We start from the raw sequence: 14,331 nt of genomic DNA, 5'->3' as shown, positions 1-14,331 counted from the left end.
CGCGCGACCTTCCTCCCACCTACCCGCCGCATTTACTATCGCCCCTTCCGGATAGCTATGGGGCTTTGAGGATCATTGCACTCTCGCCCGGGTGCGATAGCCTCGTATGCGATTTCTGTTCGTCGGGCCGGGAGTTTGCCTTCAGCTTCCTTCGGATTCTGCCTTGCGGCAGACACCCTTGCTGTTCAGCTAACGGTTCCCGCTATCAGGGTCCGTAGGGGACTTTCACCCCCAAGTCATCCTGTGAGGCACCACCCTCAGGAATAGCGCCAGTCAAGGCGCTGCGCGCCATGCCTGGCGCACAATGCAAAACGGGCAGCCCCAAGGGGCTGCCCGTTTTGTATTAGCTAGCGCTCGGCGCTTAATCGCCTACTGCCAAGCGGACGAAGTCTTATTCTTCGTCAGTGGCCAGTGCCATATGTTTTTGCAGATAGTTCTGGATACCCACTTGCTCGATCAGTTTTAGCTGCGTTTCGATGTGGTCGATATGACCCTCTTCATCGGCCAGCAGGTCACGCAGCAGATCGCGCGTCACGTAATCTTTCACGCTTTCGCAGTAGGTAATGGCTTCGATGTAGTCGTTGCGGCCGTCATGCTCGATCTTCAAATCACACTCGAGCATCTCTTTGACGTTTTCACCGATATGCAGCTTGCCGAGATCCTGAAGGTTAGGAATACCTTCCAAGAACAGGATGCGCTCGATCAGCTTATCGGCGTGCTGCATCTCTTCAATGGACTCATCGTACTCCCACTTAGCCAGTACTTTCAGGCCCCAGTCTTTGTACATCTTGGCATGCAGGAAGTACTGGTTGATAGCGACTAGCTCATTGCCCAGTGCGATATTGAGATGCTGAATAACCTTCGGATCACCTTTCATGCCATCACCTTTTTTTAGCGTACAAGTATTATCGGACAGTACTGAAGCGTACTGTTTTTCAAAAGTACCATTACATTAACTAAGGAGTATAGGCCATTAAAAGACTTACTCCCAACGATGTTGGGAGTATAGGCAGGAAATAAAAAATTTCAAATAAATCAATTATTTGCTAACGATAAGCCTAACAAGAGTGATTCGCGTCATACGGCGTAAGCAAGACTCATATCAGACTCTAAGCGGGCAGCTTGAACGGCCTCACGGGTGAGCGACTTGGCAAAGCAAGCGCACTTGCCGCACTGAGTGCCGCAGCCAGTGGCTTCGCGTACTTCTCGCCAGCTGCGCGCTCCGTCGCTAACCTGTTGGCGAATCTGGTGGTCGGTTACTCCCTTGCACACACATACGTACATGGCAACACCTCATAAAAATCATGAGGTGAATGTAAATGATTCGCATACATCTTTTCAAGTAAAAAACGTTGTTCTTTAGTATCGATTCGCCTTAAGGCAACTAAAGTTTTCGCTAACCTACTGGCTGAACAAATATTTTCTCTCCAGCTGCTGAAAATTATTTTTTCGGCAGCACCACGGTTTCGGTCTTGGAGGCGATGTCTGGCCAGCTTCTACGCTGCCCATCGAACAGCACCCACCAATAGCCGATACCGAAGGCCGCCAAGGACAGCCAGGCCGTCGCGCAGCGAATCAGGCTCTGCTTTAAGGTAATCGCGTGACCATCCAGGGTTTGCACGCGCAGTCGCCACGCCTGCATACCTAGCGTCATCCCTCCCCGGCGCCAGGAGTAGACGAAGAACAGCGTCACGAAAAACAGCAGCATGAGCCGCAGGCTCCAGATATCGAAGGCCGTGGTACCGATCTCTTCTGCCGTTTGGCCCAGCACGAAGCGGAAAAAGGCCAAGTGAGCCACGGTGACGGCGATCCAGATGGCCATCACCAAAAAACCGTCGTACAGCATGGCGCCCAATCGGCGACCTATGCCGGCGGGCCAAACGTCATCCAACTGGGTAAAACGTCGCGTCGTCACTGCTCTATTCTCCTGATGTGCGTCTGCGCGGCCTTTAGCCATTTCGGCGCAAGAAATAGATCCCCACCGCGGCACAGGCAAGAGTCGGCACTAGCACCGCCCAGACTGGGGAAAAGCCAAAGATGGTCGACGCCGGGGCGAGCAAATCCTGCACGTACTTGAACACCAGACCGGTCACTACGCCATAAAAGACCCGCGTGCCCGCCGCCACCGAACGCAGCGGACCAAACACAAACGAGGCGGCAATCAGTACCAGTGACCCCATGGTGAGCGGCATCAATACCTTTTGCCAGAAATAGAGCAGCGGCTGGTCTGCCTGAAGGTTTTGGCTTTGGAGGAAGTTGGCGTACGCCCACAGCTCGCTAGGCGCTTGGCTTTCAATATCCCGCAGCAAACGCTCCAGTTGGGTCGGTGTGAGCGCCGTTTCCCAAGCCGCACTGGGCTGGTACTCCGACTCAGTGCGATTATCAAAAATGCGCGTGGTGGTCACACCTTCAAGCAGCCAGGCGCCCTCGTCCCAGTAGGCGCGATTAGCATGAGTAGCTTCGATCAAGCGGCGCTCGTCGAAGCGGTAGCGGGTTAAATCCAATACCACGTTATCCGCCCGAATGGCGCCAAAACGATAGACGCTGTCGCCTTCAAACTGCCAGCCGCTGCGCGAAGTGAGCATGGCACCCTCGCCTTGGCGCTGCTCTAAGCGCCACGCTTCGGCGTACTGCTCGGTCCGTGGGCTGACAAACTCTGCCACCAGCAGCACGACCACAACAACCAGCAGCACGGGCTTCATCACGCCCCACACAATCCGCGCCAGCGAACGCCCGGCAGCACGCATCACCGTAAGTTCATTGCTGGAAGCCATACTGCCCAGGCCAATGAGTGCCCCAATCAGCACCGCCACTGGGGCGTATTGATAAAAGCGCCAGGGCAACCGCATGCCTAAATAGAGCAGCACGTCTAGTGCGCTATAGTCGCCTTGGGTGTCGCCTAAATCACCAATGTAGGCAATGGTGATATCCAACCCCAGCAGTACAAACTGCACCACCACAATGGCTGCCAGCACGTTGCGGGCGATATAGCGATCCATTTGATCCATAGCGATCAGCATTAGCGCATTCCTTTACGTTGCGAGTGCCACAGCAGCAGCAATCCAAGCCCTAAGAACAGGCCATGCACGGGCCACACACCCACGGCAACCGCTAGAGAGCCGCTGCCAATAGCATCCACCGCTGCCAGCAACAGGCTTAAATAGGCGACGTAAAGAAATACCGCAGGAAGTAGCTTGCCAAAGCGCCCTTGACGCGGATTCACCCGAGAGAGCGGCTGGGCCAATAGCGCCAAAATAAATACCATTACCGGCAAGCCTGCCCGCCACTGAAACTGCGCCTGCGCTCGTGGGTCTGGGTCGTTCCACAGCTCAGTGGTGGTCGCATACTCAAGCGAGTTTAACTCTTGCCGGTCACGGCTTAGCCCCAGCCGCAGCGTATAGCGCTCGAAGGTCAAACGCTCGGCATCCTGGCGTCCGGGCGTTACGCCGTAGCGCTCGCCGTCTTCCAAAATGAGAAAACGGCTGCCGGTATCGACGTTCGTTTCCTGATAGCCCGACCCCGCGCGCGTGATGTAACTATGCGTTTTTTCTGCCCCCGCCATGGGCTGCTCGTGCACCAGCACTTCCTGCATTTCCGTGCCGTCGCTATTGAAGTCAGTGATATAGGCTGTGCGCCCGCCGCCAAAATCTTGGAAACGCCCTGGCGCCAGCACTGAGACATCTAAACGGCTGCGCTGCTCTTCTAATATGGCCTCAGTTTGCAACGCCCCGGCAGGGGTTAGCCACAGGCTACACAGCCCTACCAATACCGCGACCACTGTTGCGGGCAGCAGGGTTACCCGTAAAAGCCGAGTGGGGCTCATACCGCAGGCCACCATCACGGTGATTTCGCTGTTCATATAAAGCTGCCCATAGGCCAACAAAATGCCTAAAAAAAACGACAGCGGCAGGATCAGCTCCATAAACCCAGGCAAATGAAAAACCATCAGGCTGCCTAGAATCGTGACGGGAAAATCGCCCTCGGCGGCATCTGAAAAGTAGCGGATAAAGCGGCTGCCCATAATCACCAGCAGCAGGATGCCCGCCACAGCGGACATCGTCAGTAACACTTCGCGAGTTAAGTACCGAAATAAAATCAACGCACTCTCCGACTAGTGGTGCAGGTTGCCATGCAATGCGCCCATGGCTTGGGTACACTAATCAAACTGGTAGCAAACACTAAATAACGGGGCATTATCCCGAATCACTCGTTGCTTGTCTTGTTGGAGACGTCATGGAATTTTCCGTTCAGACCACGAACCCAGCCAAAGCCGAAACGGCTTGCCTCGTTCTCCCTGTCTATAAAGGTAGCGACTTACTGCCCTCTGTCGCCAAATTAGACGACGCCAGCGAGCGGTTAATCGGCCAACTGCTGGAGCGCGGCGACTTCGATGCCGCGCTGGGCAACACGCAATTGGTGCCTTTCGCACCGGGCCTGGGGGCTGATCGCATCCTATTGGTAGGCTTGGGCGAACGCGCCAAATGTCAGGAAGCGGCCTTTATTAAAGCGCTGGACGCAGCCATGGTTGCGCTCACCAAACTGCCTATCGATGAAGCCAACGCCACCTTTACCGATGTGCCGCTTGAAGGCCGCGACGCCGTCTGGAAAGCACGTAAAACGCTGGAAGCCGCCGAACGCGCGATTTACCGCTTTGATCAATTTAAGTCATCGCCTGCCAAAGCGCCCAGCTTGGCCAAGCTCACCCTGATCGTTAGCGATGCCAGCGACGCCCCCCTCGCCAAGCAGGGGGCTGCTTTAGGCACCGCCATTGGCCAGGGCATTAATTTCACCCGCACGCTCGGCAACCTACCGGGCAATGTGTGCACGCCGCGCTACTTAGCCGAGCAGGCAGAAGCATTAGGTCGCGATTCTCAAGGCGCGCTCGACGTTGAGATTCTAGACGAAGAGGCGCTAGAGGCCCTGGGCGCTCATTCACTGCTGTCAGTAGGCCGTGGCAGCGTCGAGCCAACACGGCTCATCGTGATGAAGTATCAGGGTGCAGAAAACCCAGAGGAAGCGCCCCATGTACTGGTAGGTAAAGGCATCACCTTCGATACCGGCGGTATTTCACTGAAGCCCGGCGAAGGCATGGATGAAATGAAGTTTGATATGGGCGGCGCGGCCAGCGTCTTCGGTACCGTCAAAGCCGTGCTGGCGATCAAACCCAAGCTCAACGCCGTGTTTATCGTTGCCGCTGCCGAGAACATGCCTGATGGCGCCGCCACCAAGCCGGGCGACATTATCAAAACGCTCAAAGGCCTGACGGTTGAAGTCCTCAACACCGATGCCGAAGGCCGTTTGGTGCTGTGCGATGCGCTCACCTATGCCGAGCGCTTTACCCCGGCCAGCGTGGTCGATATCGCCACGTTGACAGGCGCGGCCATTATTGCCCTTGGCCACCACGCCACCGGCCTGCTCTCCAACGACGATGACCTAGCGCTTGATCTGCTGGATGCTGGTGAAACCGCCTGGGACCGCGCGTGGCACCTGCCGCTATGGGATGAGTATCAGGAGCAGCTGGACTCCAACTTCGCCGACTTAGCCAACATTGGCGGTCGCCCGGCGGGTACGATTACCGCCGCCTGCTTCCTATCACGCTTTGCCGACCACTTCCCCTGGGCGCACCTGGATATTGCCGGCACCGCTTGGCATTCGGGCAAACAAAAAGGCGCCACCGGCCGCCCGGTGGGTCTACTGACCCAATACCTGCTCGACCGTGAAGCCGACGCTCAAGTCGAAAATGGCGACGCCTAACCACACAAACAGGCCAACAATGGTTGCCTTTCGTTAACGCAACCGTTAAACCTGAAAGTATGAGCGTGTGCCGCTGCCAAGCAGGCACATGCTATTCAAACGATACGCTTAATAGATGCCCTTCGGGGCTTGGCTCTAGCGGAGAGAACACGCCGTGCCCACAGCTTCAGATGCTCAACTTGAATCGCGTTTTGAAATTTTGCCGTCCAACCAGCCGACGGCCGATGACATTCGTGACAACATCCTGCAAAACCCAGGATTTGGTAAATACTTCACCGACCATATGGCCCACGTGCGCTGGACCGTCGATGCCGATTGGCACGGCCACCAAGTACGCCCCTACGGCCCGCTCACCCTGGACCCCGCCGCTTCCGTGCTGCACTACGGCCAGGAAATTTTTGAGGGAATCAAGGCGTACCGCCATGCCGATGGCTCTATCTGGACCTTCCGCCCAGAGAAAAACGCCGAGCGTTTTCGCCGTAGCGCTCGCCGTTTAGCGCTGCCCGAGCTTTCCGATGAAGACTTCATCGGCTCGCTGAAAGCGCTGCTGGCCCAAGACCACGCCTGGGTACCCACCCCGGCTAGTGAAGCCGACGAGTGCAGCCTCTACCTGCGTCCGTTCATGATCGCTTCGGAAGCATTTCTGGGCGTGCGCCCGGCTCACGAAGTGGACTACTACGTGATTGCATCCCCGGCGGCGGCCTACTTCAAAGGCGGTATCGAGCCGGTCTCTATCTGGCTCTCCTCCCACTACAAACGTGCGGCCCCTGGCGGCACCGGTTTTGCCAAGTGCGGTGGCAACTACGCCGCCTCGCTGGCCGCCCAAAAAGAAGCCGCTGCCAACGGTTGCAGCCAGGTCGCCTTCCTGGACGCTGCTGAAAACAAGTGGATCGAAGAGCTGGGTGGCATGAACCTGTTCTTCGTTTACAAAGATGGCCGCATCGTCACACCGCGCCTGACCGACACCATCTTGGAAGGCGTGACCCGCAACTCTGTCCTGACCCTGGCCAAAGACGCGGGCCTCACCCCCGAAGAGCGCGCGATCAGCATCGACGAGTGGCGCGAAGGTGCCGCCTCCGGCGAGATTACCGAGGTCTTCGCCTGCGGTACGGCCGCCGTGATTACCCCGGTTGGCGAGCTGGTCACGGAAAACGAGCGTATTCGCCTGCAGGGCGATGGTAATAACGAAGTGGCTAAGCGCATTCGCAAGACACTGCTCGACCTTCAGTATGGCCGCAGCGACGATAAATACGGCTGGCTGACCCGCTTGGTATGACCCTCTAGCGTTACCCAACACCTGGCCGCCACTCACCGTGGCGGCCAGGCTGCCAAGCGCGTTGACCCCGCTGGAGCCACCGATGGCACGCATCGATTTTTATATTCTGCCCGATACCACCCTTGAAGCGCGTTTACAGTTCGCCTGCAAGCTCGCCGAAACGATCTACCGCAAAGGGTATCGACTGCACCTGCACTGCGCAGACAAAGCGCTGGCCGAACAGGCCGACGAAGCGCTGTGGCAGTTCCGCGATGATGCTTACCTGCCCCATGCACTGGAAGATAGCGAGCTAGCCGACAGTGTGCCCATCACACTAGGCTGGCAGCAGCTACCGGTGCCCACTGAAGAGACGGCGCTGCTGAACCTACACCCCGATATTCCCGAAGGTATTGAGCACTTCGCCCGGATTGCCGAGATCATCAACCAACACCAACATGTGCTGGTCGCTAAACGCGCCTGCTGGCAGCGCTACAAGGCGCTTGGGCATGAGGTCGTGCCGCATAAATTAGGGTAGTAAAACAACCACTCAATGGATGAGACACCCCATGCTTTCTCATGCCCTGTTAGCCCGCACACCGCTGGCGGTCATCGTTATCGCCCAACTGTTTGGCACGTCACTCTGGTTTAGCGTTAATGGCGTTGGCTTGGCACTACAAGAAGCCGTGGGGCTAAGTGAAAGCGACCTGGGGCTGCTTACCATCGCCGTGCAGGCGGGGTTTATTACCGGCACCCTGCTGATTGCGACCACTGGCTTGGCCGACCGCGTGCGTGCCAGCCACCTGTTTGCGATGTCCGCTGTACTCGGCGCGCTGATTAATGCAGCGTTTATTGGCGTGGCAGAAAGCGTGAGCCTAGCGGCGGCGGCGCGTTTTTTAGTCGGGCTTTGTCTGGCGGGCATTTATCCGCTGGGCATGAAGCTGGTGGTGAGCTGGACACCTAACCATGCAGGCGCCGCCCTGGGCTGGTTAGTCGGCATGCTCACCCTTGGCATTGCTTCGCCGCACCTGCTGCGCGGGCTTACCCTGCATCTTCCCTGGCAGTGGCCACTGCTGTTGGCCTCTGCCCTTGCTCTTCTGGCAGCGCTGATGATTTTCAAGCTAGGCGTTGGGCCACACCTGCCTGCCAGGGCCAACGGCGGGCGACCCTGGGCGGGGCTTGCCGCATTTAAAGAGAAGAACTTCCGCGCCGCCGCGCTGGGCTACTTCGGCCACTGCTGGGAGCTTTACGCCCTCTGGGCGCTGGTGCCTTTTTTGGTCGCCAGAGAGCTGGAACGCTTAGGCGCAGCCCCGGGCCTGCAGCCGTGGCTAAGCTTTGCGGTCATCGCCTTGGGGCTTCCCGGCTGCGTATGGGCCGGCTGGTGGAGCCGACGCATCGGTAGCGCGCGGGTCGCGTTTATCGCACTGGCGGTCTCTGGCACCCTGTGCCTTATCTATCCGCTGCTAGGCGACCTGTCACCCTGGCTGCTGTTGGCGCTGCTTGCCCTATGGGGCGTTAGCGTGATTGCCGACTCGGCCCAGTTCTCTGCCCTGGCCTCCGCCAGCGCGCCGCCCGAGCGGCTGGGCGCGGCGCTGGCCATGATGAATGCGATTGGCTTTGGCCTCACGATTCCCTCCATCGCGTTAGTGACAGCCCTATGGGCAAGCCAAGGGCCTTGGGTGATTTGGTGGTTGCTGCCTGGGCCAGTGCTTGGACTGATAGCCATGCGTGGATTGCATCTGCGAACACACCTACGCACAACACAACCCTGACGAGCGCAGGGCGTTCGCGCTATACTTGCTCCCATTTTTTGCAAGCCGTGAGCCGACTCCCCATGGAAAAGACCTACCAACCCGAACAGATCGAAACCCGCTGGTACGAACGCTGGGAAGCCGATAACCGCTTCGCCCCGTCTGGCCGCGGCAAGCCCTTCTCGATCATGATTCCGCCGCCCAACGTGACCGGCAGCCTGCACATGGGCCACGCGTTCCAGGACACCATCATGGATACCCTGACGCGCTGGAAGCGGATGCAGGGCAACAACACCCTGTGGCAGGTAGGCACCGACCACGCCGGTATCGCCACGCAAATGCTGGTGGAGCGCAAGATTGCAGCCGAAGAGGGCAAGACCCGTCATGACCTCGGCCGCGAGGCGTTTATCGAAAAAGTGTGGGAGTGGAAGGAAGAGTCCGGCGGCCACATTACCCGACAGCTGCGCCGCATGGGCGCCAGCGTCGACTGGAGCCGTGAGCGCTTCACCATGGACGATGGCTTCTATAAAGCGGTTCAAGAAGTTTTCGTGCGCCTGCACGAAGAGGGCCTGATCTATCGCGGCAAGCGGCTGGTCAACTGGGACCCCGCCCTGCACACCGCTATTTCCGACCTGGAAGTCGAAAACAAGGAGCAGCAGGGCAGCTTCTGGCACTTCCGCTACCCGCTGGCCGACGGCGTCAAGACCGACGACGGTAAGGATTACGTAGTGGTCGCCACCACCCGCCCGGAAACCCTGTTGGGTGACACCGGCGTGGCGGTCAACCCAGAAGACCCGCGCTACGCCTCCTTGGTGGGCAAGTTCATCGAGCTGCCGCTGGTAGGCCGCCGTATCCCCATCGTGGCGGACGAGCACGCCGATATGGAGAAAGGCTCGGGCTGTGTGAAGATTACCCCGGCCCACGACTTCAACGACTACGAAGTCGGCAAGCGCCAGAACCACCTGCTGATCAACGTCTTCACCAAAGATGCGACGATTCTTGAGCAGGCGGAAATTTTTGACCTGAAAGGTCAGCCGCAGCCCGATGAAGACGCTACCCTGCCGGCCAAATACGCGGGCTTGGATCGTTTCGAAGCACGCAAGCAGATCGTCGCCGATATGGAGGCCCTCGGCCTGCTGGTACAGGTAGAGAGCGTCAACAACACCCTGCCCTACGGCGACCGCTCCGGCGATGTCATCGAGCCGCTGCTCACTGATCAGTGGTTCGTTGCCGTGGAGAGCCTCGCCAAGCCCGCCATCGAGGCGGTGGAGAACGGCGACATTCAGTTCGTGCCGAAAAACTACGAGAACATGTACTTCGCCTGGATGCGCGACCTGCAGGACTGGTGTATTTCTCGCCAGCTGTGGTGGGGCCACCGCATTCCGGCTTGGTACGACGCCGACGGCAATGTTTACGTGGCTCGCAGTGAAGAGGAAGCCCGCGAGAAGCATGGTCTTGATGCGGACGTCGCCCTGACCCAGGACGAAGACGTGCTGGACACCTGGTTCAGCTCGGGCCTGTGGACATTTGGCACCCTCGGCTGGCCGGAGAAAACGCCGGAGTTGGAAACCTTCCACCCCTCCAGCGTGCTGGTGACGGGTTTTGACATCATCTTCTTCTGGGTCGCCCGGATGATCATGATGACGCTGAAATTTACCGGTGAAGTCCCCTTCAAGACCGTTTACGTCCACGGCCTGGTGCGCGATGGCCAGGGCCAGAAGATGTCCAAGTCCAAGGGCAACGTGCTGGACCCCATCGACCTGATCGACGGCATCAGCCTGGACGCGCTGCTGGAAAAGCGCACCGGTAACATGATGCAGCCTCAAAAAGCCAAGGCGATTGCCAAGGCGACCAAAGAGGAATTTAAAGACGGCATCGAGCCCCACGGCACCGATGCGCTGCGCTTTACCTTCCTTTCCCAAGCCACCACCGGGCGCGATATCAAGTTCGATATGAACCGCCTGGATGGCTACCGCAACTTCTGTAACAAGCTGTGGAACGCCTCGCGCTATGTGCTGATGAATGCCGAAGGCGAAGATTGCGGCACCAGCGGCGAAGAAGTGGAGCTGTCGCTAGCCGATCGCTGGATTATCTCCCAGCTACAGAAAACCGAGGCGCAGGTCACCAAGGCGATGGACGAGTACCGCTTCGACCACGCCTCCCAAGCGCTATACGAGTTCGTTTGGAACGAGTACTGCGACTGGTACCTGGAGCTTTCCAAGCCGGTGCTGTGGGAAGATGACGTACAGGGAAGTACTAATGCCGCGGGAGACAGGACGTCGGGAGCGGCAGCGCTAGTGAAACGCAAACGCGGCACCCGCCGCACCCTGGTGCGGGTACTCGAAACCATCCTGCGCCTGGCCCACCCGATGATGCCCTACATCTCGGAAGAGATCTGGCAGCGGGTCGCCCCTCTGGCGGGCACCTATGTGGGCGACGATGCCTCCATCATGCATCAAGCGTGGCCGGAAGCTGACGAGAGCAAGATCGACGAGCAGGCCACCCGCGACATCGAGTGGCTGAAAGGCGTGATCATCGCCGTGCGCAACATCCGCGCCGAGATGAACATTGCCCCCGGCAAGCCGCTGGATGTGCTGCTGACCAAAGGCCAGCCCGAAGACGCCGAGCGCCTGGAGCAGAACCGCCGCTTCCTGGCCAAGCTGGCGAAACTGGAGAGCGTGACGTGGCTGGCCAACCCAGAAGACGCCCCGCTTTCAGCCACGCAGCTGGTCGGCGATATGGAAGTGTTGGTACCGATGGCAGACCTGATCGATAAAGACGCGGAGCTTGCCCGCCTCGCCAAAGAGATCGAGAAGCAGGATAAGCTCATCGGCGGTATCGAGAAGAAACTGGGCAACGAAGGTTTCATTGCCAAAGCCCCCGACGCCGTGATCGAGAAAGAGCGCGGCAAACTGGCAGAGTACCAGTCCGCCAAAAAGCTGTTGGAAGAGCAGCAGGCGAAGATTGCCGCGATGTAATCCAGCGCTAACTGTAGTCAACCAAACAAAAACGGCACCCAGCAGGGGTGCCGTTTTGGGTTATGTGCCTCTAATTGGCTTCGCGCCAGCCGCCTAACACTCGGCTATCCGGCCCAAAGAACACCAAGCGGTCATGATCAATCAGGTAGCGATACGCGGTATCCAGCATATCGGTGACCCGCTTGGCATCCTCCATATTCGGGCAGGCCATTCGAGTGGAGGCCAGCTCGCTGAACTCGATGCGCTGGCTTTCGCCCAGGCTGACCTTGCCGGTGAACTGGTTGCAGCCATCCGAGCCGCTAACCTTGCCGTCGCGGCCGATGCGGAAAAATGGCGTACTGGGCATCGACAAACGCTCATCGGTCCCCACCAGCAGCAGGTTCCAGCGCTGCTCGACGATCGGCCCCGACAAATCACCACGAGGGGGCGCATCCACTCGCTCCTGCTGCGGAGAGCTACCACAGGCAGCCACCAGTAGCGCCAGACTCAACCCCATCAGCGTATTGCGATAGTGTGCTTTCACCTTGCGTGTGCTCCTGCTCATTCACCAGCTGCCGCTGTTTTCCATGGAGGCCCAAGGCTCCTGGGGTGACAACGCATCGCCTTTTTGCAGCAGCTCGACAGAGATGCCGTCGGGCGACTTCACGAACGCCATGTGGCCGTCGCGGGGCGGACGGTTGATGGTGACGCCGTTATCCTGAAGTTTCTGGCAAAGGGCGTAAATGTCGTCGACACGGTAGGCCAAATGGCCGAAATTACGGCCACCCGTGTACTCTTCCGGGTCCCAGTTGTAGGTAAGCTCAAGCTCGGGGGCAGTAAGGCGCTCGGAGCGCGCTTCATCTTCAGGAGCCGCTAGGAACACCAGCGTAAAACGGCCCTTTTCGTTCTCTTTGCGGCGTACTTCTTTCAGGCCGAGCAGGTCACAATAAAAGTGAAGCGAGGCGTCTAAGTCGCTGACACGTACCATGGTGTGTAAAAACTGCATGTCATTTCCTCTTCATTGAAGAATGGTAATTATATCCCGTGCTACCGCCGAGTGCGGTGCCGAGCCGGTCACGTAGCGCCATTAAAACATAGACAATAGTGCGACACTAAAATAGAAAGTAGACACGCTGTATAATGGCGTCACGGCTGTTCATCTAGTGTGTCACTCTTCAGTGACAATCACGATTCGCTATCGGCTCGTCGAGGAGAGGTCTGTGGATTCGATTACGCAAGCGGCGCTTGGCGCAGCGGTAGGTGGTGCCGTGTTAGGTAAGCGACTGGGCCGCAAGGCCATTGTCATAGGTGCGCTACTGGGTACTCTACCCGATTTGGATGTGGCGCTGGATTATGGCGACGCCATTGCCAACGTCACCGAGCACCGTGGCTTCAGCCATTCCCTGTTCGTATTGACGGGCCTTGCCACGCTGCTGGCCGTGCTGTGTGCCCGCTTTGCTCCAGCGCGGGACATCTCGTTGGGTCGCTGGTGGTGCTTTTTTACGTTGATATTAGTGACTCACCCGCTGCTCGACTCGCTGACCACCTACGGCACGCAGTTGCTCTGGCCGCTAGACACACCGCCCGCCGCGTGGCCTATCGTCTTCATCATTGACCCTTTCTACACGCTACCGCTGCTTATGGCTCTGATCATCGGCAGCGTGTCGGGCAAGGTACGCAGTGCCTGCCGCACGGGGCTGGTGATCTCCTGCGCTTACCTCATGATGGCCGCAGGTGCCAAATGGAGCGTCGAGCAGCGCCTAACGCCAGCCCTAGCCGAAGCGGACTTACAAGCAGCCCCCGTACTCATCCAACCCACGCCGTTTAACATTGCCCTGTGGCGGGCAACGGTCATCGATGAAGACCGCTACTATGAGAGTTTGATCAGTGTATTTGATCGTGACCGAGTCCCCGCACTGGAACCGCTGCGTCGTAACGTCGAACTGGAGGCCAGCGCTTTGGAGGGACCGCTAGGGCAGCGGCTGACGTGGTTCACCGGGCCGTTTTTGCGCTTTGAGACGCGCTATATTAATGGCCAAGAGACGTTGGTCGCCACCGATATTCGGCTGGGTTTTCCCGGTTTTCATCCTTTCAGCTTTACCCTAGCAACCCGAGAAGGCGATCGCTGGGTACCCGTTGCGATCAGTGAAGAAGTACGCAGCCCCAGAGGAGTGCACTTGGCGACACTGGCACGTCTTGCCGCCCGGGCAGGCGGCGATGTATCGGCCCTGTGCGCCAGCGACTACGTAGAGCCACAGTGGCGCGCAGAGCCGTTCCTCTATCGCTGCTAGCCCGGATTTCTCATAGTGCTCCAACAACCTTCGCAGACCAAGCCTGGTAGTGCCAGATCCGAGTGGTCATGGTCGAAGTTGGCGATTATTTAGCCAGTTTCCGGCATTCAGGCACAACTCCCCCTTTCCCCCATTGGTATCGGGCCGGGGGAGCCCGATTATCTACTGGGGCACCAAGCGCTGAACCAGTGCTGAGAGATCGTTCTTGTGTGGATAGCTATCACTCATCAACACCCGTATTCGGCGGGTGTTGCGGATGATGACTGCGCCAACCTTGATCAGCTTCAAGCGCAAGGTGCCGGCACTCATACGTTCGAAGGGCGTGT

The 14,331-nt window shown here is 58.3% G+C and carries 14 protein-coding genes; 6 read left to right on the top strand and 8 right to left on the bottom strand.

Annotation, left to right across the window (positions count from 1 at the left end; all coding sequences use genetic code 11):
* Positions 1 to 391: 391 nt before the first annotated feature.
* From bfr to lptF, 5 genes are all read right to left on the bottom strand, one after another.
* The gene (gene bfr, locus BMY49_RS15630) at positions 392 to 877 is read right to left on the bottom strand and encodes a bacterioferritin (protein ID WP_044630649.1); all 486 of its coding nucleotides are present in this window, start codon (positions 875 to 877) and stop codon (positions 392 to 394) included.
* Positions 878 to 1,077: 200 nt separating this feature from the next.
* A complete protein-coding gene (locus BMY49_RS15625; RefSeq protein WP_044630650.1) occupies positions 1,078 to 1,284 on the bottom strand; it encodes a bacterioferritin-associated ferredoxin in 207 nt (68 codons plus the stop codon).
* 157 nt (positions 1,285 to 1,441) lie between these two features.
* Positions 1,442 to 1,915: an RDD family protein gene (locus BMY49_RS15620; protein WP_228168624.1), complete on the bottom strand. Its 474-nt coding sequence runs from the start codon at positions 1,913 to 1,915 to the stop codon at positions 1,442 to 1,444.
* A 34-nt stretch (positions 1,916 to 1,949) separates the two neighbouring features.
* On the bottom strand, positions 1,950 to 3,020 hold the full coding sequence (gene lptG / locus BMY49_RS15615; RefSeq protein WP_371827835.1) for an LPS export ABC transporter permease LptG: 1,071 nt from the start codon (positions 3,018 to 3,020) through the stop codon (positions 1,950 to 1,952).
* Positions 3,020 to 4,099, bottom strand: a complete 1,080-nt coding sequence (gene lptF / locus BMY49_RS15610) for an LPS export ABC transporter permease LptF (protein ID WP_084354547.1) — start codon at positions 4,097 to 4,099, stop codon at positions 3,020 to 3,022. Before lptF ends, lptG begins: the two co-directional genes overlap by 1 nt.
* 134 nt (positions 4,100 to 4,233) lie before the next feature.
* On the opposite strand from lptF, the gene BMY49_RS15605 reads away from it, so the two are divergent.
* The 5 genes from BMY49_RS15605 (at position 4,234) to BMY49_RS15585 (ending at position 11,735) form a co-directional block, all read left to right on the top strand.
* The gene (locus BMY49_RS15605; protein ID WP_089675985.1) at positions 4,234 to 5,754 is read left to right on the top strand and encodes a leucyl aminopeptidase; all 1,521 of its coding nucleotides are present in this window, start codon (positions 4,234 to 4,236) and stop codon (positions 5,752 to 5,754) included.
* Between the two features lie 154 nt (positions 5,755 to 5,908).
* On the top strand, positions 5,909 to 7,030 hold the full coding sequence (locus BMY49_RS15600) for a branched-chain amino acid aminotransferase (protein ID WP_058579670.1): 1,122 nt from the start codon (positions 5,909 to 5,911) through the stop codon (positions 7,028 to 7,030).
* A gap of 82 nt (positions 7,031 to 7,112) precedes the next feature.
* Positions 7,113 to 7,544, top strand: coding sequence for a DNA polymerase III subunit chi (locus tag BMY49_RS15595; RefSeq protein ID WP_054644937.1), 432 nt, complete (start codon positions 7,113 to 7,115; stop codon positions 7,542 to 7,544).
* A 31-nt stretch (positions 7,545 to 7,575) separates the two neighbouring features.
* Positions 7,576 to 8,778 (top strand): MFS transporter, encoded by a 1,203-nt coding sequence (locus BMY49_RS15590; protein WP_062359974.1) that lies wholly within the window; start codon positions 7,576 to 7,578, stop codon positions 8,776 to 8,778.
* Positions 8,779 to 8,840: 62 nt separating this feature from the next.
* Complete coding sequence (locus BMY49_RS15585; protein WP_062359976.1) at positions 8,841 to 11,735, top strand: valine--tRNA ligase; 2,895 nt, start codon at positions 8,841 to 8,843, stop codon at positions 11,733 to 11,735.
* A 70-nt stretch (positions 11,736 to 11,805) separates the two neighbouring features.
* Here the strand turns inward: BMY49_RS15585 and BMY49_RS15580 are convergent, their stop codons facing one another.
* Positions 11,806 to 12,231 (bottom strand): META domain-containing protein, encoded by a 426-nt coding sequence (locus tag BMY49_RS15580; RefSeq protein ID WP_371827836.1) that lies wholly within the window; start codon positions 12,229 to 12,231, stop codon positions 11,806 to 11,808.
* A gap of 48 nt (positions 12,232 to 12,279) precedes the next feature.
* Positions 12,280 to 12,720: a lactoylglutathione lyase gene (gene gloA / locus BMY49_RS15575; RefSeq protein ID WP_062359978.1), complete on the bottom strand. Its 441-nt coding sequence runs from the start codon at positions 12,718 to 12,720 to the stop codon at positions 12,280 to 12,282.
* Positions 12,721 to 12,934: 214 nt separating this feature from the next.
* Between gloA and BMY49_RS15570 the strand changes: the two genes are divergently transcribed.
* A complete protein-coding gene (locus BMY49_RS15570) occupies positions 12,935 to 14,005 on the top strand; it encodes a metal-dependent hydrolase (RefSeq protein ID WP_074211046.1) in 1,071 nt (356 codons plus the stop codon).
* A gap of 162 nt (positions 14,006 to 14,167) precedes the next feature.
* Here the strand turns inward: BMY49_RS15570 and BMY49_RS15565 are convergent.
* On the bottom strand, positions 14,168 to 14,331 hold a 164-nt coding region (locus BMY49_RS15565; protein ID WP_208596211.1), incomplete at its 5' end, for a transposase.

It is taken from the genome of Vreelandella aquamarina, from assembly GCF_900110265.1.
GTDB classification, from domain to species: Bacteria; Pseudomonadota; Gammaproteobacteria; order Pseudomonadales; family Halomonadaceae; genus Vreelandella; species Vreelandella aquamarina.
Note: the sequence above shows the minus strand (reverse complement) of the source record. Positions and strands in the feature narration are given on the sequence as shown.